Below are 17497 nucleotides of genomic sequence, written 5' to 3' on the forward strand. Positions count from 1 at the left end.
TCGGCTCGATGCGCCACATGTACGTCGGCGCGTGCGCACAGGTCACCAACGGTCGATGTGCAGGATGTCGTCGAGCGGTTTGCGTGGAGCCGGTTTGAAGCCGTCACCGGTGTAGTAGGCCACCGGCAGCAGCACACCCTGGGCGATGGTGTCGGGGATGCCGAGGATCTCGGCGACCTCCCGCTCGTACGCCAAATGCAGTGTCGTCCATGCCGATCCCACCCCGCGCGCCCGCAACGCCAGTTGCAGGCTCCACGCACCCGGAAGCAGCGATCCCCAGAGCCCTGCCTGGTTGCCTTCGGGTAGTCCGCCCTTGCCGACGAAGATCGCACCGATGACCAGTGCCGGCACCTCGTGCAGGACCTCGGCGAGGTAGCTAGCACTTGACGCGACGCGCTTTCCGGTCTCGTCGCCCCGGCGTTCGGCGGCAGCATTCTGCGCGGCGATGTACGGCTCGAAGGACTTGCGGTACAGGTCGGCGATCTTGCGCTTGGTCTCCGGATCGGTGACGACGATCCAGTGCCACGTCTGGCTGTTGCTGCCGGTGGGTGCCTGCAACGCGACCTCGAGTGCCTCGCGGATGATCTCCATCGGGACGGGCCGCGTCAGGTCGAGACGTTTGCGCACCGACCGGGTGGTGGTCAGCAGTTCGTCCGGGTTCAGCGGCAAGAGTTCGGACATCCCAGTCCCTTTCGGTCGTATACCCCCCGGGCGATTCCGGCCCGACTGTAGCAGTCGGGCCGTCCTCTCGATCAGCGCGTGGTCGCTGACTCCGGGTAGATTGTCGCGCCAGTATCAACGTCTGTGATCTTCACCGGGAAGTCGCGATAGTCGACGGATAGAGTGTCGTTGTACCGCCAGTTGCCATTGGCAATGACCCCAACGATGTCGAACGAGACAACATAGAACTCGTCATACTCAGGGTCGTACATCTCCACACCGACTTCGCCACCATTTTCGCTCTCGTACGACGTGAAGTACACGCAGACATAACTCTCACCGTCCGCGAACGCAATCAGGTAGCGGGTACCAGGATACTCGTCCTGGTACCCGAGAATCGCACCGACCTGATGCTCCTCGACAGGATGAAACCAACTCATGGATGGACTCCCTTCCTCGGGTTCGGAGCAGCGGGCACGACTTGCGCTCCTGTCTTGGAATAGTGAACCGTGCCTCGATCGGTGTCAGCCGACCTTCCGGTCTTGGGGTCGCGATGCTTTCCGATCACCTCGCCGAAATCGATGACCGCCTTGTTCCCTGCTCTGCCTTCCCAGCGTCCCGTCCCAGCCTTCAGCTCAACGAGGGTCTGGAGTCTCGTGATACCGATCGTGATCGTCGACTTGGTCGCGTCGTAGTTGAGCTGGCCAGGGAGATGCTTGGCCTGCTTGCCGAAGTGGATCGCCGTCGTGAAACCTTTGACAGTCGCGAACTCGTGATCGGGCTTCGAAATGAGGCGGCTCCGCGGCTTGCTCATGCTGCGTCCCTCGACTTCGACCGCCGACGGCTGTCTGGCTTGAACACGTGAACGGCGACGCCGACTGCCCTGGGATAATCGAGCACCCGATACAGGGAGTGGTCAGGACTGATGACCCCGCCGTTGGCAGCAAGACGGTCCAAGTACCGCTCCGGGTTGATCCAGAATCTTGTAAACCTGTAATCGTCCTCGTAGAAGTGAACCCACGCCGCCTTATCCGGCCTTGCCTTCTTCGACACCGCCTCAGAGAAGGCGATCGGGGACCGAATTGGTGCCAAGAATCTTGGGGATCTCGTAGTAGCCGACAGTCTTCACACCTTTGAGGAGGCGTCCGTTGAAAACGTCTCGTCGATCGTGCCGGCAGGCCGCGACCTGAAAGTCGTATGGGTCGTTGAACCCGATGAGTACTCGGAGCACGGCGACGCCGGCTACCGCATCCCGTGGCCGTCAGCAGCTGTACACATCCTCACGCCGCCCGACGTTGTCGCTGGCACATTCTCTTCTTCGCCGCATCATTCGCACGGGGCGTAGAATTTCCTAGCCATCCGTAAACGACATGGTCGCCGCGCCTCCCGTTCGGGAGTTGCGGCGACCATGTTTGTGACCCGATCGCTTGGGCTATTGGGACCAGTCGAAACGGGCTATAGGGCCTCGAACAGTTCGCGGGCCAGGCGGGCGGTCTCGCTCGGCGTCTTGCCGACCTTGACCCCGGCCGCTTCGAGAGCTTCCTTCTTAGCCGCGGCGGTACCGGAGCTACCCGAGACGATGGCGCCGGCGTGGCCCATCGTCTTGCCTTCCGGCGCAGTGAAGCCCGCGACGTAGCCGACGACCGGCTTGGTGACGTTGGCCTTGATGTACTCCGCGGCCCGCTCCTCGGCGTCGCCGCCGATCTCACCGATCATGACGATCAGCTTGGTCTCGGGATCGTTCTCGAAGGCCTCGATGGCATCGATGTGGGTGGTGCCGATGACTGGGTCGCCGCCGATGCCGATGCCGGTGGAGAAACCGAGGTCACGCAGCTCGTACATCATCTGGTAGGTCAGCGTGCCCGACTTGGACACCAGGCCGATCGGCCCCTTACCGGTGATGTTGTTGGGCGTGATGCCCACCAGAGCCTCGCCCGGGGTGATGATGCCGGGGCAGTTGGGGCCGATGATGCGGGTCTTGCCGCCCTTTTCGACGTTGTACGCCCACGCGTACGCCGAGTCCTGCACGGGGATGCCCTCGGTGATGACCACGAGCAGCCCGATCTCGGCGTCGATGGCCTCGATGATGGCGTCCTTGGAGAAGGCGGGCGGCACGAACGCGATCGACGTATCGGCACCCGTCTTCTCAATGGCCTCGGCGACACTGCCGAAGACCGGCAGTTCCACGGCGTTGCCGTCGGCGTCGACGTGGCTGACGGTGGTGCCCGCCTTGCGTGCGTTCACGCCGCCGACGATGTTGGTGCCGGCCTTGAGCATGAGCGCGGTGTGCTTGGTGCCCTCACCACCGGTGATGCCCTGGACGATGACCTTGTTGTCTTTGTTCAGAAAAATCGACATGTCCAGCGTTCCTTACTTGCTCGCCAGTTCGGCGGCCTTGTCGGCGCCGGCGTCCATGGTCTCGGCCAGCGTCACCAGCGGGTGATTCGCGTCGGCGAGGATCTTGCGGCCTTCTTCGACCTTGTTGCCGTCCAGGCGCACGACCAGCGGCTTGCTGGCGGCGGCGCCGAGCTTCTCCAGTGCGCCGACGATGCCGTTGGCGACCGCGTCGCAGGCGGTGATGCCGCCGAAGACGTTCACGAAGACGCTCTTGACCTGCGAGTCACCGAGGATGACGTCGAGGCCGGCGGCCATGACCTCGGCCGAGGCGCCGCCGCCGATGTCGAGGAAGTTGGCGGGCTTGACCCCACCGTGGTTCTCACCGGCGTAGGCGGTGACGTCGAGGGTCGACATGACCAGGCCCGCGCCGTTGCCGATGATGCCGACCTCGCCGTCGAGCTTGACGTAGTTCAGGTCGTGCTGCTTGGCCTTGAGCTCGAGCGGATCGGTGGCGTCCTTGTCCTCGAACTCGGCATGGCCGGGCTGACGGAAGTCGGCGTTGCCGTCGAGGGTGACCTTGCCGTCGAGGGCGAGGATCTGATCGTCGGGCGTACGCACCAGCGGGTTGACCTCGACGAGAGTGGCGTCCTCGGCGACGAAGACCTCCCACAGCTTGGCGATGGTGACCGCGGCGGCGTCGAGCACCTCGGCGGGCAGGTGACCCTGCTCGGCGATGGAGCGGGCGGTGGCGATGTCGACGCCCTTGACGGCGTCGACCGGGACCTTGGCCAGCCGTTCGGGCTTGGTCGCGGCGACCTCTTCGATCTCCATGCCGCCCTCGACCGAGCACATGGCCAGGTAGGTGCGGTTGGCGCGATCGAGCAAGAAGGAGATGTAGTACTCCTCTGCGATGTCACTGGCCTCGGCGACCAGCAGCTTCTTGACGATATGGCCCTTGATGTCGAGACCAAGGATGTTGTCGGCGTGGGTCTGCGCGTCATCCGGGGTGGCGGCGTACTTGACGCCGCCTGCCTTGCCACGTCCACCGACCTTGACCTGCGCCTTGACCATCACGGGCTTGCCGATTTCCTCGGCAATGGCCCGCGCGTCGGCGGCGTTGTCGGTCACACGTCCAGCGGAGGTGGGTACCCCGTGCTTGGCGAACAGTTCCTTCGCCTGGTATTCGAAGAGATCCATTCAGCTCACCGTCTCGTAGGTTTGCCCGCATGTGGGTGTAACGCGGGCCATATCGGACTCTAAACCTGCCCTTAGTCGCGGAATCCACCACTCCGGCACCTTGTGCGACAGATCACTCGGTCGGTCGCACTTTCAGCCGACCGGGGAACTGCCGCCCGCACTGTCACAACGCAGGCATCCCGCAGGTTACCGGGATCTCCCGATTCACAATCGAGACTTGACTATCTCGCTTTTCCACTTGTCAGTGGCAAAGTCTGCAAGATCACATTGTGATCGCCGTCACACGGCGATCACGAATTTGCCCGAACGTTGGACTTGTCTCCACCATTTCGTTACCGTCATAGCTCAGGTCACGGAACGATCACAGATCGACGTAGACGCGGGCACGTGAAGTCAGCCTCAACAGGTGCCGTATCGTCGTCACGGCCGGTCTGCCGCGAACCTATACGACAAGTAGTGCCAGCGGTAACGAGAGAGAAGGTGGACGACTTGGCAGGACGCAGGTTCCGAGTCGACCCGACGGCAGCAGCCTCCACGGGTTCTGCAGCCTCTACAGGATCCACGGCCACCGATGTGTTCGACGGTCCCGATTTCGACGAGACCATGACCACGATCATCCCGATCGAGGATCTGCACGCGGCGATGCACCTCGAAGCCCGGGAGGGCTGGGGTTACGGTCGCGGGTACCAGGACTATCGTCCGACCAGGTCCGAGGTCACCCAGGACATCCTCCTGCCGGAAGCCGAGTTCATCGAGGATGAACCGCTCGACGTCTCCGGCGCCCGGCTCGACACCTACGGTCTGGCCAACAGCGGCGAGATCCGCCTGCCCCGCACCGACACCGCCGACAAGCCGTTCCGCACCAATACCGGCCAAGGCCGTCGCAGCCGCGGGCGCCACCGTGTGGCCGCGCCACCCACCGCACTCAAGGGCGGCCGCGCGGCACTGTTCGCGGTGGCTGCCGGCGCCGCGGTCGCAGCCGTGTCACAGATCAACTCGTCGTCCGAGGCCCCGGCACCGGCTCCCGCCGCCAACGTCACCGATCCGGCCGTCGCCGCCACGTCGGCGCCCGACCTGGGTCCCGGTGTCGCAGCCGCCGCACCGTCGGCCGATCTGAGCGTCTTCACCGACCAGCTCCAGCTCGGCCAGGCACGGGCCGCCGAGGAGGCCCGGCGCGAGGCCCTGGCCCGGCGCCCGATGTTCGAGTCGCCGCTGCCGCTGGGCTCGTATCAGCTCACCTCCGCCTACGCCAACCGCTGGGGCAGCTTCCACGGCGGCATCGACATGGCCGCCCCGCTCGGCACGCCGATCCACGCAGCCACCGACGGTGTCATCAAGGAGGCCGGCCCGGCGTCGGGCTACGGCAACTGGGTGCAGCTGGAAGCCGCCGACGGCACCATCACCATGTACGGTCACATGTCGTCGTCGGGTGTGCTCGTGCACGCCGGGCAGCGCGTCACCGCCGGCGATGTCATCGCCCTGGTCGGCAGTGAGGGCTTCTCCACCGGACCCCACGTCCACTTCGAGGTCTGGAAGAACGGCAACACCAAGATCGATCCGGCACCCTGGCTTGCCCGCCACGGCGTCCGGCTCGCCGGCTACTCCGGCTGACCCGATCCGTTCCGAAAGCGCCTCACCCCGCCGGGTGAGGCGCTTTCTGCGTCCGGCCGTCAGAGTTTGTCGCCGGGCAGCCCGATGGCCATGAACGTCATCCGGCCCACTCCCGGGCCGTAATCGATGACCAACCGCTCGGCGGGGCCACTGCCCTGCTTGGAGATCACCTTGCCCAGACCGTACTTGGGGTGGTTGTTGCGGTCACCGACCTCGTAGTTCACCACGCTGCGACTGCCGCCACGACGGGCCGGATCCGGCGACCAGGACGACGAGCCACCCCGCCCCGCTCGCCCCGACGAATCGCCGAAGACACCGCCCGACGATCCCCACTCACGCCGCGCCGACCGCTTGGGCTCAGTACGCCGCCAGTCGAGGAGATGCTGCGGGATCTCTTGCAGGAAACGGGATTCCGGATTGCTCACCGGCTGCCCCCAGGAAGCGCGCATCAGCGAACGAGTCACGTACAGGCGCTCCTTGGCACGCGTGATCCCCACATACGCCAGACGCCGCTCCTCGCTGAGTTCGGCAGGATCACCCAGCGCCCGCATGTGCGGGAAATGACCGTCCTCCCAGCCCGTCACGAACACCACCGGGAACTCCAGGCCCTTCGCGGTGTGCAGCGTCATGAGGGTCACGACACCTTCTCCCTCGTCGGGAATCTGGTCGGCGTCGGCCACCAGCGACACCCGCTCCAGGAACGCGGCCAGCGACCCCGGTTCGGGTTCCCCCTCGCGCAGCCCCTCGGGATCGTCGTCGCCGGTATCGTCGCGTTCCTCGGCGAGCTGCGCCGCGTCGAGGCTGAATTCCCTTGCCACGGAGACGAGTTCGTCGAGATTGTCGAGACGTGCGGCGTCCTGGGGATCGTTGGAGGCGGCCAGTTCACCGCGATACCCGGTGCGCTCGACGATCGCGTCGACGAGGTCGCCGATGTCGCCGCCCTCGGCGGTCGCATCGATGGTGGCCTGATCGTCGGTACCGAACGCCTCCAGATGTTCGGCCCGTAGCGACTCGATCAGCTCGACGAACGCGGTGATCTGTTTGTTGGCACGGGTATTGAGCAACGGCACCCGACCCTCGGCGGCCTCCCGCAGCGCCTCGTAGAACGAGATGCCCAGGTTCTCCGAATGCACCGCCACACACGCCTGTGCGCGATCACCGATGCCGCGGCGCGGGGTGTTGACGATCCGGCGCAGGCTCACCGAGTCGTCCGGGTTGGCCACCACCCGCAGATAGGCCACGATGTCGCGGACCTCTTTGCGCTCGTAGAACCGGGTACCGCCGACCACCTTGTACGGAATGCCATGGCGCACAAAGACTTCTTCGACCGGACGGGAGCCGGTGTTGGTGCGGTAGAACACCGCGACGTCGCCGTACGAATAGCTCGACGACCCGCCGATCGAGTAGTCGGTGAGCGATTCGATCTCTTTCCCGATGAACGCCGCCTCGTCCCGGTCACTGTCGGCGACGTAGCCGACGATCAGCTCACCGTCGCCCGAATCGGTCCACAGCCGCTTCTCCCGGCGGCCCGTGTTGCGTGCGATGACCGCATTGGCCGCCGAGAGTATGGTCTGCGTCGACCGGTAATTCTGTTCCAGCAGAACGGTTTCGGCGTCGGGAAAGTCGCGTTCGAATTCCTCGATATTGCGGATCGTAGCGCCGCGGAACGCATAGATCGACTGGTCGGCATCACCGACCACACAGAGTTCCGAGGGCGCCACGACACCGCCGCCCCCCTGCCCTTTGTCACTGCCGACGAGCTCACGGATCAATACATACTGAGCGTGATTGGTGTCCTGGTATTCATCGACCAGCACATGCCGGAAGCGGCGACGGTAGTACTCGGCCACCTCGGGATGCCGCTGCAGCAGCGCCACCGTCTCGCCGATCAGGTCATCGAAGTCGAAGGCGTTGGCCGCGCGCAGCCTGCGCTGATACTCGCCGTAGATCCGGGCGATCTCGGCGGCCGACGGCTCGTCGTCGGGGGCGGTGTCGACCGCTTCCTCCGGCGAGATCAGCTCGTTCTTGAAGTTGGAGATCGCCGTGCCCACGCCGCGCGGACTGAACTTCTTCGGATCGAGATTCAGGTCGGAGATGATCATTCCGAGCAATCGTTTGGAGTCGTCGGCGTCGTAGATCGAGAAGTTGGAATTGATGGGAGCCAGCAGCGACGACTGAGCACGCAGGATTCGCACACAGGTGGAGTGAAACGTCGACACCCACATGAACTTGGCGCGCGGGCCGACCAACTCGATCACCCGCTCGCGCATCTCGGCTGCGGCCTTGTTGGTGAAGGTGATCGCCAGGACCTGCCCGGGCGTCACGTCGCGCGCGGCCAGCAGGTAGGCGATGCGGCGGGTCAGCACCGACGTCTTGCCCGATCCGGCACCGGCCACGATCAGCAACGGCGCACCCTCGTGCAGGACGGCGGCCCGCTGCTGTGGGTTGAGCCCGTCGAGTAGGGCCGCACCCGGGGCGGAGGTGTCGTCGGAAACCGGTGTACGCGCGGAGGTGATCATCGTTGATCAAGGCTACCGGGCGCCTGCGACAAGCGTTTTCGGACATAGTTCCCGCCCACGAATATCCCCGGTGCCCCGGCGAGGGCCATGACGGACTCCAGCGGTGTAAGGCACGCCGGACGTGGCAAAATCAGCGGCGTGACCGAGACTCCCAGCGCCACCGGACCCGCCGACGATTCTTCCCCCGCCGCCGGCGTCCCGTTCGATCCGGCGGCGTACGAACTGGGCAGCGAGGTGACCGACCTCCCCGACGACATCGACGTGTTGCGACACGAGATCGACCGGATGGACGCGGTCATCCTGGCGGCCGTCAAACGACGGTCGGCGGTGTCCAAGAAGATCGGTGCGGCACGGATGGCCTCGGGCGGTCCGCGGCTGGTCCATTCACGCGAAGTGAAGGTGCTGGACCGGTTCAGCGATCTTGGCCAGGAAGGCCACACCCTGGCGATGCTGCTGCTGCGGCTCGGCCGGGGACCACTGGGCCGCTGACCACCCCGGACCTGTCGACCGATCGGGCTACCGGCCAGTAGCGCCGCGCCCGCGCGAGCGAGTCCCCCACCACATAGGGTGGTTGCCATGAGCGAGGTCTCCGGGTTCATCAGCAGCGACAACGACGACATCACCGCGACGCAATCCTGGCAGGCGCTCGCCGCGCACCAGCCGCATGTGTTCGCCATGCACCTGCGCGAGGTATTCGTGGTCGACCCCAAGCGCGGTAGTGAACTCACCGTCGACGTGGGTGACCTGCACATCGACTACTCCAAGCACCGGGTGCTGCGCGAGACTCTCGAGCTGCTGATGAGCCTGGCCCGCGAGGCGGGGCTCGAGGATCTGCGCGAGGACATGTTCACCGGCAGGCACATCAACACCTCCGAGGATCGGGCTGTGCTGCACACCGCGCTGCGGCTACCCGCCGACGCGCAGCTGACCGTCGACGGACAGGACGTAGTGCACGACGTGCATGAGGTACTGACCGCGATGGGCGAGTTCACCGACCGGGTGCGCAGCGGCGAATGGACTGGATATACCGGAAAGGCCATCACCGACGTCGTCAACATCGGCATCGGCGGCTCAGACCTCGGTCCCGCCATGGTGTATCAGGCTCTGCGGCATTATGTCGACGGCCCGCGCTGCCATTTCGTATCCAACGTCGACCCTGCCGACCTGGTGGGCACCCTGGCCACCCTCGATGCCGAGACGACGCTGTTCATCATCGCCTCGAAGACGTTCGGCACGCTGGAGACACTCACCAACGCCGCTGCGGCACGCACCTGGCTGCTGGAACAACTCGGCACCGACTCGGCCGACGCCGTCGCCAAGCACTTCGTCGCGGTATCCACCAATGCCGACAAGGTGTCCGCGTTCGGTATCGACACCGCCAACATGTTCGGCTTCTGGGATTGGGTCGGCGGCCGGTACTCGGTGGATTCGGCAATCGGTCTGTCGGTGATGGCCGCAGTCGGCAAGGATCGCTTCGCCGAGTTCCTGAGCGGCTTCCACGCCGTCGACGAACATTTCCGCACCCAGCCGCTGGAACGGAACGCGCCGGTGATCCTGGGCCTGATCGGCTTGTGGTACACCAACTTCTGGGACATGCAGTCGCGGGTGGTGCTGCCGTACTCCAACGACATGGCGCGCTTCGCGGCCTATCTTCAGCAGCTCACGATGGAGTCCAACGGCAAGTCGGTGACCGCGCACGGGCACCACGTCACCACCGACACCGGCGAGATCTTCTGGGGCGAGCCGGGCACCAACGGTCAGCATGCGTTCTATCAGCTGCTGCACCAGGGCACCCGGGTCGTGCCGTCGGACTTCATCGGATTCGCACGGCCCACCGATGACATCGTCGACGCCGACGCCGGGTCGATGCACGACCTACTGATGAGCAACTACTTCGCGCAGACCAAGGTGCTCGCCTTCGGCAAGACCGCCGACGAGATCGCCGCCGAGGGCGTCGACCCACATGTGGTGGCACACAAGGTGATGCCGGGCAACCGGCCGTCGACGTCGATCCTGGCACCCGAGCTGACGCCGTCGGTGATCGGCCAGTTGATCGCCCTGTACGAACATCAGGTGTTTGTCGAGGGCATGATCTGGGGCATCAACCCGTTCGACCAGTGGGGTGTCGAGTTGGGCAAGACCTCGGCCAAGGAACTTCTGGACGTGATCACCGCCCCCGAACCCCCTGCGCCCCAAGCAGATTCGTCCACCGATAACCTGGTCCGCTGGTACCGCCACCACCGCGGCCGCCAAGCCTGACGAAATTTTCCGGAGATATCGCGGTCGGCGAGGGCATATTGCCCTTGCCCGGGCGGGCTCAGCCGAGGTGGCGGGTGACCGACTGGGGGAGGTGGCGTAGGGCTGCGGCGATCGGTAGCCACGGCCAGGTCGGGACCGGCGCCCACTGCTTTTCGTTGTCGATGGCCTTGACCAAGGCGTTCACGCCGCTGTCCAGATCGGCCTTCAACTTGGTCTTGACGCTGCGGTTGATGGCGGTGTTGATATAGCCGGGGGCGATCACCGACACCTTGATGGGTTTGCCGGCAAACTCGGTCTGCAAGCCCTCACCGATCGCGGTCAGGCCCGCCTTCGATGCCGAGTAGGCCGTCTGCGCCTTCGGCTGGCCGCGCACGCCGGCGATCGAGCTGATCAGCACGAGATGGCCATGGTTCTGTTCACGGAAGATCTCCAGCGCCGCATCGATCTGCGCGATGGCGCCGATCAGATTCGTCTGCACCGTCTCGATGTTGGCGTGCGCCTTGCCGGTACCCATCGGGGCGCCCTTGCCCAGACCGGCGTTGACGATGACACGGTCAAGGCCACCGAGTTCGTCGCGGAGCTTGCCGAAAACGACCGGCACGGCGTCGGTGTCGGCGACGTCGAGTTCGGCGACGGCCACCTGCGCGGCGGCGGGGCGTAGCTCGTCGGCGAGTTCGTCGAGACGGTCGATGCGGCGCGCGGCGAGGGCGAGCGAGCGGCCCTGCGCCGCGTACCGGCGGGCCATGCCTTCGCCCAGGCCCGAGCTGGCGCCGGTGATGAGGATCTTCTGGCGAGTGGTCATGCGGGTGATCTTACCGACTGGTAAGAACACTCATTTGAGGAGCCGGGACATCCTGCGGTCGGCGAGGATCTTGCCGCCGGTCTGGCACTTCGGGCAATACTGGAACGAGCGGTCGGCGAACGCCACCTCCCTCACTGTGTCGTCGCATTCCGGGCACGGTAGGCCCGTGCGGGCGTGCACGCGTAGACCTGTCCGCTTCTCCGCTTTCATCGTCGCCACCGACGCCTCGTCGAGCCGGGTGACGGCGTCGGTGAGCACCGAGCGCATCGCCGCGTAGAGGCCGTCGACCTTGGTCTCATCGAGCGTGTTCGATGTGGCGAACGGGGAGAGTCCGGCCACATGCAGGATCTCGTCCGAGTAGGCGTTGCCGATGCCGGCAATGACCCGCTGGTCGGTGAGCAGATTCTTGATCCGTGCCCGCGAGCCGCCCAGGATCTCACCGAAGCGTTCGCGGCCGAGGCCGAGTGCGTCGGGGCCGAGCGTGGCGATCCGCTCCACATCCTTCGGGTCGCGCACCACCCACACGGCCAGCCGTTTCTGGGTGCCGGCCTCGGTGACGTCGAATCCCTCACCGGGCAACCCGCAATGCACCCGAAGCGCGATCGGGCCTTTGCCGCCCGGTTTGGGCGGCACCTGTGAGAGTTTCCCGCTCCAGCGCAGCCAGCCCGCCCGGGACAGGTGGATGACCAGGTAGATCACCTCGTCGGGATCGTCGGCAGAGTGGTCTGCTGGGGTGTCCGCGTCGCCTGGGACGGTACGGATGAGCAGATACTTGCCTATCCGGCCTGCCGACACGACTGTCCGGCCGGTCAACGCCGTGTACGGCGGATCGGCGGTCTTGAGCACGGCAAGCGAAGCAACGTCGACGCGGCGGATGGGCAGTCCGGCGATGCGGTCGTCGAGAAACGCGGCGATGGCGCCGACCTCGGGAAGTTCGGGCATGGCTACCAGTGTGCTCTAGTTAGGAGATGCACTCAGCGCCTTCCGTCCCGGGGCCCGGGTTTTCCGCGTCCGGGCTTTCCGATGCCGAGTTGGCCGCCCGGATCGCCGAGGGTGCGGGTGAGATCCTGCTCGGGGTCCGCCACGGCGGTCTGCTGTCGGGTCGGCATCTCGGCGACGTCGGCGACACGATGGCGCAGGCGTGGATCGCGAGCGTGCTGGCCCGGCATCGTCCCACCGACGCGATCCTGTCGGAGGAGGCCGCCGACGTCGGCGACCGGGCCACCGCCGACCGGGTGTGGATCATCGACCCCCTCGACGGTACCCGGCAGTTCGCCGGGGGCACCGGCGACTGGGCGGTACATGTGGCACTGACCGGGAACGGCAAGGTCACCGAGGCCGCGGTGTCGTTGCCCGCGCGCGGGCGGCTGTTCCGTTCGGACACCGTCGAGCCCGCCGACGGACCGCTGAGCGGTCGGATCGCGACATCGCGGTACGCCTCGTACGAGGTGTCGTGGGTGGCGCGCGAACTCAAGCTCGAACCGATCCCGATCGGGTCCGCCGGTGCCAAGGCGATGGCGGTGGTCACCGGCGAGGCCGACGCCTACGTGCATGCGGGCGGCCAGTACGAGTGGGACAACTGCGCCCCCGTCGGAGTGGCGCTGGCCGCCGGATTGCATTGCAGCAGGCTCGACGGCGCGCCGATCGTCTACAACCAGCCCTATCCCTACATGCCCGATTTCGTCATCTGCCGCACCGAACTCCGCGAAGACATGCTCGCCTCACTCGCCGAGATCTGGTGACTCGGCTTTGCGCAGCAGGTACACATCCATCAACCAGCCCATCGAATCCCTTGCCCTGTCACGGGTTTCGGCTATCTGATCGGCAACGTCGGCGACGCGCCCGCTGATCAGGATCTCGTCGGCGGTGCCGACGTAGGCACCCCACCAGATGTGGTCGTCGGGGTAGGCGGTCTCCCGGAACGCCAGGAATGAGTCGAGCATCACCACCTGGTTGGCCGCGGCGCCCTCCGGGGTGCTCGCGAGAAGTCGACCGGTGGTGATGTGGATCGGCTCCCCGATTCGGTTGAGCGGAATCCGGTGCGCCGCAGTCAACGCGCTGATGCTGGTGACGCCGGGGATCACGGTGACTTCGGGGGCCAGGACGCCGCGTTCGGCGATGTCGTCGACAATCCGCAGCGTGCTGTCATAGAGCGCCGGGTCGCCCCACACCAGGAACGCGGCCACCCCACCTTCGCCGATCTCATCGAGCAACACCTGCTCGATTGCCGACGCGCGGGCGGCATGCCAACGACGCACCTCGGCGGCATAGTCGGCGGGGTTGCGGTCGCGTGGCGGGTCATCGATCTCTATCAGCCGATAGCCTTGCGGCGCATAACGATCGAGGATCTCGCGGCGTGCGTCGAGTAGTGATTGTTTGGCTGACCCCTTGTCCAGGAACAGGAATGCGTCGACGCCGGCCATCGCGTCGGCGGCGGCGAAGGTGACATGTTCGGGACCGCCCGGGCCGATACCGATGACCCGGATGGTGATCGGTGTCGTCACAAGCGGATCCAGGACAGCCCGTGCTTGCGGGCGGTCACCGCCAGGATCAGCTCACGCGGCAGGAGCCGACGGGCGAGAAATACCAGGGGCGCCGAATTTCCCTTGGCGTAGAACGGTTTCGGATGCTCGGCCAGCGCGGCGTCGACAATCGCTTTCGCCGTGGCCTCGGCGGTGATCCCCGACTCCTCGTTGTGCGCCGTGGCTGCCGCGACGGTGGCGTATTCATCGGCGTACGGTGAGTTCTCGCCGATGTGGACGCTGCGCCGGCCGCCGATTCCCGTGGCGATGGTGCCCGGCTCGAAGCTGATCATCCGGATCCCGTACGGCGCCACCTCACGGCGGGTGGCCAGCGCGAATGCCTTGAGTGCCGCCTTGGCCGCCGAATACGTGGAGCGGAACGCGACGGGGAAACTCGCGAGCATCGACCCCACCATGACGACGGTGCCGTGGCCGCGTTCACGCATCCCCGGCAGCACCGCCTTGGTGAGTGCCACCGGCCCGAACACGTTCTTGGCGAACAGGTCCTCGATGTCGGCCATCGGGGTGTCCTCGATTGCCCCGGCCTGCGATTCACCGGCGTTATTGATGAGAATGTCGATCCGCCCGATCTGCTCGACCGCGGCGTCAGCGGTCGCGTAGTCGGCGTTGTCCAAACGCACATACGTGACACCCGGCACGGGATTCGCGACGGTATCGGGGTTGCGGCTGGTCCCGTACACGGTGTGCCCTCTGGCGACGAACTCCCGGGCCACCGCCGCACCGATCCCACTGGACGCGCCCGTGACGAGGACGATCTGCGATGAAACTTCGCGCACCTGCACTCCGAACCACTCAGTGCGCCCCGACGCCTATGGTGGCGCGCCGACCGGATGCCGGCACGAACGCGAAAGAGTGCTCCCGGCAGGATTCGAACCTGCGACACCGGCTTTAGGAGAGCCGTGCTCTATCCCCTGAGCTACGAGAGCGGGCACTGGCGGAAGGCTTGGATGCGCCGTTCGTTTCAGTCCCATGGAGTGTACGCGACGCCTGGAGTGTGTAGCGCGCACCCCGGCGCCACGCCGCTGATGCTTTCCGTCGAGAGTTCCGCGCGCCGGTTCGTCGATTGCTAGTGTTCGTTTCAGTGCAGCCGTACCGAACGGCACTGAGCTGAGGGGATGACTTGTGCGCCTGACCGCCGACAAGGTCGTGACTTGGAAAGAAGCAACCGTCCCCAGCGGCATCTCTCCGGAGAAGGTGTACATCGGTCCCGATCCCCAGGGGCAGGGCGGCTTTCAGGTCGCCGTCGCTACGGCAACAAGCACGCCAACACGCGGCAAACTCCGCGAACTCTTCCTCGCCCGGAAGGGCAAGACGTCGATCCAACTCGTGGTCGCGGTGACTTATCGTGACACCGTCCACCTGTTCGGTCCCGACCCGCAGGCGCCCTCGACGATCCCACCGATCCGTCGGCACCGAGGGCATGGGAAGTACGCAGCCGAGACCCCAGGCGGCTGATGCTCGCGCGCTACCTGCCGAGCATGTACACCGTCGAACACGATCTGCAGGAGTATCAGATCACCAACGCCGGCCTGCTGCGGCCCAGTCTTCTCAAGCGGCTCGAGTCCAGTCCCAAGCACTGTATACCTCGCTGACGAAGATGATCGAGTCACATGAAGTGTTCCTGGACGTACTCGGCAAGGGATACGTACTCAGGGGCGATGCGCTCAGCGAATGGGTGTCGTCGGAGTCCGACGACCTCGACGCCTTCGTCACCGAGTTCGACAACGACCAGCAAATCGAATCCACCGACGAACAGCGCATCAAGCTGATCGCCGAAGCCCTCGACGAGGCAGGAATCGCTCCCCCACTTCCTCACGTCAGGCGGTAGCTGGACGCGCCCATTGTGACGGATACCACTGACGATCTCGGACCAGATGCGAGTCGTACCGAGGTTGCGATCGCTGTTCGGCAGACAGGTAGCCTCGGGAGGTATGTATCGCAGGTGGGTGACGAGTTGCCGATTTCTCTGGCCGCCGATCCTGACCTACTCGCGGCGTCGAGGAGATCTGCTCGAATGGTTCGAGGCACACCTCGAACCCATTGCCAGCCTTGACGACGGCGAGATCGTCGGCGTCGCCGTGTTATCTCCTGATCTGCGCATCACTGTCACGAGACAGGGGTTCACGCTGGACTCCGGACTCGGCGGGCTCGATCTGATCGAGTTGTCGACCGCGATTGACGGTGTGCTCGAAGTCCTGGCTCCTAGGGACGTGATCCTGGACAGCTTCACGGCCGCCGGTGTCTCCTCTCTCGACCACGACGACTACGAGGCTGAGCGGGCTTCGTTCGCCGCAAGATCGGCGCTCAGCGGAGCTACTGCGATCGCATCGGCAGGTCTTCTGCCGGTCGACGGCTCAAACCTAGTCGACCTCACCAGCACCGACCTGCGGGTGCAGGTCGAGTGGGGCGTCGTTCGCGACGATGAGCTCCTCGCTCGGTTGCGGCACCCGGAGCAGTCGCGTCTGAATGGGCACACACTGGATGCCGATGCCCTTCACCTGACGCCACCCCGGTGGACCGCGCCTCCGGTTGGCCTATACTCGAACATCTGGGTTCGCCGTAAAGCAACGGTGCACGTCGGCTCGGCCGGAGATGTGACGGCAATCGTCAACACGCTCCAGAACACCACGACGCAGATCGCCGAAGCCTTACTCAGCGACTACACATCGGGACAGAGCAAGGGGGATCGATGAGTTCAGTGGACGTGTCGCGGACGACGCCCGCGCGCCACGATCTGGATGGCGGTTGGCAGCTGACGTCCTCGTATCTGCTCCGAGCTCGGGAAGACTTCGGATCTACGGGGCCCACAGGCGAAGCCGAGGCACCTGTCGTGGGTTATGGCCAATATGAAGTGCCGAATCCAGACTTCGACTACGGCGTGGTACACACCCAGCGCCGGCGTTTCGGGAGCCGCCGGTCGTAGGCCGGGACAGTGCCGACCCCCATACCCGAGTGCATCGTCGTCTTCGACGTCAATGTGTGGCTTGATGCCGCGACACTGATCACTCAGCCCTTCAGTTGGGATGAGTTTGACGCCATCGCACGCAGCGTCAATAGTCTGCCCGCACCCCACCCCGATGTCAGATACGACTGCCTACGTGCAATCGCAATGAGCCGCACAGGATTCTACGATTCGGCGAATCAGCGACTCGAAGTGTGGACCAGCGCCCACATCGACCGACTCGTCATCTCGAAAGCCCTCGAAGTAGTCCGTGACCGCGCAGGACGCCGCTGGACACAGGCCACTGCGGAAGGACTTGTCGAAGACTTCCTGTATCAGGTTCTGGACGACACTGGCGGCGGCACTGTCGGTGACATCGTCGTCCCGATGGGCAACCCTCCACTTGATCACGAAGACGGTTGCGTGTACCGAACCGCGATGGACGCCGGCGACGACCACATGTCACGCAAGGTGATCGTGACAAGGGACAGGTCGTTCCGCCAAAGCGCACCATCGATCGGCACGTTCGTGGACGTAGTGACACCCGCCGAGTACGTCAGCGAGCTGAGGAAAGCGCGGCGACCGACCTTTCCGCGACCTCCATTTCGTCCGAGTGAACCTTGACGGC

The 17497-nt window shown here is 65.3% G+C and carries 20 protein-coding genes and 1 tRNA gene; 9 read left to right on the top strand and 12 right to left on the bottom strand.

The window, feature by feature from the left end:
• Positions 1–42 precede the first annotated feature (42 nt).
• The 6 genes from Q0627_RS20570 to sucC all read right to left on the bottom strand — a co-directional run bounded on the left by Q0627_RS20570 (position 43) and on the right by sucC (position 4194).
• Positions 43–681, bottom strand: a complete 639-nt coding sequence (locus tag Q0627_RS20570) for a nitroreductase family protein (protein WP_291010825.1) — start codon at positions 679–681, stop codon at positions 43–45.
• A gap of 71 nt (positions 682–752) precedes the next feature.
• Entirely contained in the window at positions 753–1100 is a 348-nt protein-coding gene (locus tag Q0627_RS20575; protein ID WP_291010827.1) for a hypothetical protein, read from the bottom strand.
• Entirely contained in the window at positions 1097–1474 is a 378-nt protein-coding gene (locus Q0627_RS20580; protein WP_298812426.1) for a polymorphic toxin type 50 domain-containing protein, read from the bottom strand. Before Q0627_RS20580 ends, Q0627_RS20575 begins: the two co-directional genes overlap by 4 nt.
• Positions 1471–1752 carry a DUF4417 domain-containing protein gene (locus tag Q0627_RS20585; RefSeq protein ID WP_298812429.1) on the bottom strand — a complete coding sequence of 94 codons (282 nt, stop codon included), beginning with the start codon at positions 1750–1752 and terminating at the stop codon, positions 1471–1473. Before Q0627_RS20585 ends, Q0627_RS20580 begins: the two co-directional genes overlap by 4 nt.
• 363 nt (positions 1753–2115) lie before the next feature.
• Entirely contained in the window at positions 2116–3018 is a 903-nt protein-coding gene (gene sucD / locus Q0627_RS20590) for a succinate--CoA ligase subunit alpha (RefSeq protein WP_291017769.1), read from the bottom strand.
• A 12-nt stretch (positions 3019–3030) separates the two neighbouring features.
• Positions 3031–4194 carry an ADP-forming succinate--CoA ligase subunit beta gene (gene sucC, locus Q0627_RS20595; RefSeq protein WP_291017767.1) on the bottom strand — a complete coding sequence of 388 codons (1164 nt, stop codon included), beginning with the start codon at positions 4192–4194 and terminating at the stop codon, positions 3031–3033.
• Between the two features lie 642 nt (positions 4195–4836).
• Here sucC and Q0627_RS20600 point away from each other — a divergent pair.
• A complete protein-coding gene (locus Q0627_RS20600) occupies positions 4837–5805 on the top strand; it encodes a M23 family metallopeptidase (RefSeq protein WP_291017774.1) in 969 nt (322 codons plus the stop codon).
• 59 nt (positions 5806–5864) lie between these two features.
• On the opposite strand, the gene Q0627_RS20605 is transcribed toward Q0627_RS20600, so the two are convergent.
• Positions 5865–8324, bottom strand: a complete 2460-nt coding sequence (locus tag Q0627_RS20605) for a UvrD-helicase domain-containing protein (RefSeq protein WP_298812433.1) — start codon at positions 8322–8324, stop codon at positions 5865–5867.
• A gap of 138 nt (positions 8325–8462) precedes the next feature.
• Here Q0627_RS20605 and Q0627_RS20610 point away from each other — a divergent pair, with 138 nt between their 5' ends.
• Together Q0627_RS20610 and pgi are read left to right on the top strand one after the other, a co-directional pair.
• The gene (locus Q0627_RS20610) at positions 8463–8813 is read left to right on the top strand and encodes a chorismate mutase (RefSeq protein WP_298812436.1); all 351 of its coding nucleotides are present in this window, start codon (positions 8463–8465) and stop codon (positions 8811–8813) included.
• Between the two features lie 87 nt (positions 8814–8900).
• Complete coding sequence (pgi, locus tag Q0627_RS20615; protein WP_291012793.1) at positions 8901–10583, top strand: glucose-6-phosphate isomerase; 1683 nt, start codon at positions 8901–8903, stop codon at positions 10581–10583.
• A gap of 58 nt (positions 10584–10641) precedes the next feature.
• On the opposite strand, the gene Q0627_RS20620 is transcribed toward pgi, so the two are convergent.
• Both Q0627_RS20620 and Q0627_RS20625 read right to left on the bottom strand, forming a co-directional pair.
• A complete protein-coding gene (locus tag Q0627_RS20620; protein ID WP_298812442.1) occupies positions 10642–11385 on the bottom strand; it encodes an SDR family oxidoreductase in 744 nt (247 codons plus the stop codon).
• Positions 11386–11415: 30 nt separating this feature from the next.
• Positions 11416–12327, bottom strand: coding sequence for an Fpg/Nei family DNA glycosylase (locus tag Q0627_RS20625; RefSeq protein WP_291012788.1), 912 nt, complete (start codon positions 12325–12327; stop codon positions 11416–11418).
• A gap of 26 nt (positions 12328–12353) precedes the next feature.
• Here Q0627_RS20625 and Q0627_RS20630 point away from each other — a divergent pair, with 26 nt between their 5' ends.
• A complete protein-coding gene (locus Q0627_RS20630; protein ID WP_291012785.1) occupies positions 12354–13127 on the top strand; it encodes a 3'(2'),5'-bisphosphate nucleotidase CysQ in 774 nt (257 codons plus the stop codon).
• Here Q0627_RS20630 and cobF read toward each other — a convergent pair.
• The 3 genes from cobF to Q0627_RS20645 all read right to left on the bottom strand — a co-directional run bounded on the left by cobF (position 13107) and on the right by Q0627_RS20645 (position 14854).
• Entirely contained in the window at positions 13107–13889 is a 783-nt protein-coding gene (cobF, locus tag Q0627_RS20635) for a precorrin-6A synthase (deacetylating) (RefSeq protein ID WP_298812448.1), read from the bottom strand. The genes Q0627_RS20630 and cobF overlap by 21 nt on opposite strands.
• Positions 13886–14704, bottom strand: coding sequence for an SDR family NAD(P)-dependent oxidoreductase (locus Q0627_RS20640; RefSeq protein ID WP_291012781.1), 819 nt, complete (start codon positions 14702–14704; stop codon positions 13886–13888). Before Q0627_RS20640 ends, cobF begins: the two co-directional genes overlap by 4 nt.
• A gap of 77 nt (positions 14705–14781) precedes the next feature.
• A tRNA-Arg gene (locus Q0627_RS20645) sits at positions 14782–14854 on the bottom strand.
• Between the two features lie 196 nt (positions 14855–15050).
• On the opposite strand from Q0627_RS20645, the gene Q0627_RS20650 reads away from it, so the two are divergent.
• From Q0627_RS20650 to Q0627_RS20670, 5 genes are all read left to right on the top strand, one after another.
• On the top strand, positions 15051–15383 hold the full coding sequence (locus Q0627_RS20650; protein WP_298812452.1) for a hypothetical protein: 333 nt from the start codon (positions 15051–15053) through the stop codon (positions 15381–15383).
• Positions 15383–15520: a hypothetical protein gene (locus tag Q0627_RS20655; protein WP_291012776.1), complete on the top strand. Its 138-nt coding sequence runs from the start codon at positions 15383–15385 to the stop codon at positions 15518–15520. The genes Q0627_RS20650 and Q0627_RS20655 overlap by 1 nt, the downstream gene beginning before the upstream one ends.
• Positions 15521–15525: 5 nt before the next feature.
• Positions 15526–15756 carry a hypothetical protein gene (locus Q0627_RS20660; protein WP_291012773.1) on the top strand — a complete coding sequence of 77 codons (231 nt, stop codon included), beginning with the start codon at positions 15526–15528 and terminating at the stop codon, positions 15754–15756.
• A 103-nt stretch (positions 15757–15859) separates the two neighbouring features.
• On the top strand, positions 15860–16621 hold the full coding sequence (locus tag Q0627_RS20665; protein ID WP_298812455.1) for a hypothetical protein: 762 nt from the start codon (positions 15860–15862) through the stop codon (positions 16619–16621).
• A gap of 416 nt (positions 16622–17037) precedes the next feature.
• The gene (locus tag Q0627_RS20670; RefSeq protein ID WP_298812458.1) at positions 17038–17493 is read left to right on the top strand and encodes a hypothetical protein; all 456 of its coding nucleotides are present in this window, start codon (positions 17038–17040) and stop codon (positions 17491–17493) included.
• The last annotated feature ends 4 nt before the right edge of the window (positions 17494–17497 follow it).

The sequence above is a fragment of the uncultured Gordonia sp. genome (assembly GCF_937858515.1).
GTDB lineage: Bacteria > Actinomycetota > Actinomycetes > Mycobacteriales > Mycobacteriaceae > Gordonia.

Excerpts from the sequence above, each read along its gene's own strand:
- sucD (WP_291017769.1), bottom strand. The coding sequence starts at position 3,018 with ATGTCGATTTTTCTGAACAAAGACAACAAGGTCATCGTCCAGGGCATC.
- Q0627_RS20575 (WP_291010827.1), bottom strand. The coding sequence starts at position 1,100 with ATGAGTTGGTTTCATCCTGTCGAGGAGCATCAGGTCGGTGCGATTCTC.
- Q0627_RS20580 (WP_298812426.1), bottom strand. The coding sequence starts at position 1,474 with ATGAGCAAGCCGCGGAGCCGCCTCATTTCGAAGCCCGATCACGAGTTC.
- Q0627_RS20605 (WP_298812433.1), bottom strand. The coding sequence starts at position 8,324 with ATGATCACCTCCGCGCGTACACCGGTTTCCGACGACACCTCCGCCCCG.
- Q0627_RS20570 (WP_291010825.1), bottom strand. The coding sequence starts at position 681 with ATGTCCGAACTCTTGCCGCTGAACCCGGACGAACTGCTGACCACCACC.
- pgi (WP_291012793.1), top strand. The coding sequence starts at position 8,901 with ATGAGCGAGGTCTCCGGGTTCATCAGCAGCGACAACGACGACATCACC.
- Q0627_RS20660 (WP_291012773.1), top strand. The coding sequence starts at position 15,526 with ATGATCGAGTCACATGAAGTGTTCCTGGACGTACTCGGCAAGGGATAC.
- Q0627_RS20670 (WP_298812458.1), top strand. The coding sequence starts at position 17,038 with ATGAGCCGCACAGGATTCTACGATTCGGCGAATCAGCGACTCGAAGTG.
- Q0627_RS20665 (WP_298812455.1), top strand. The coding sequence starts at position 15,860 with ATGTATCGCAGGTGGGTGACGAGTTGCCGATTTCTCTGGCCGCCGATC.
- sucC (WP_291017767.1), bottom strand. The coding sequence starts at position 4,194 with ATGGATCTCTTCGAATACCAGGCGAAGGAACTGTTCGCCAAGCACGGG.
- Q0627_RS20600 (WP_291017774.1), top strand. The coding sequence starts at position 4,837 with ATGCACCTCGAAGCCCGGGAGGGCTGGGGTTACGGTCGCGGGTACCAG.
- Q0627_RS20620 (WP_298812442.1), bottom strand. The coding sequence starts at position 11,385 with ATGACCACTCGCCAGAAGATCCTCATCACCGGCGCCAGCTCGGGCCTG.
- Q0627_RS20625 (WP_291012788.1), bottom strand. The coding sequence starts at position 12,327 with ATGCCCGAACTTCCCGAGGTCGGCGCCATCGCCGCGTTTCTCGACGAC.
- Q0627_RS20630 (WP_291012785.1), top strand. The coding sequence starts at position 12,354 with ATGCACTCAGCGCCTTCCGTCCCGGGGCCCGGGTTTTCCGCGTCCGGG.
- Q0627_RS20655 (WP_291012776.1), top strand. The coding sequence starts at position 15,383 with ATGCTCGCGCGCTACCTGCCGAGCATGTACACCGTCGAACACGATCTG.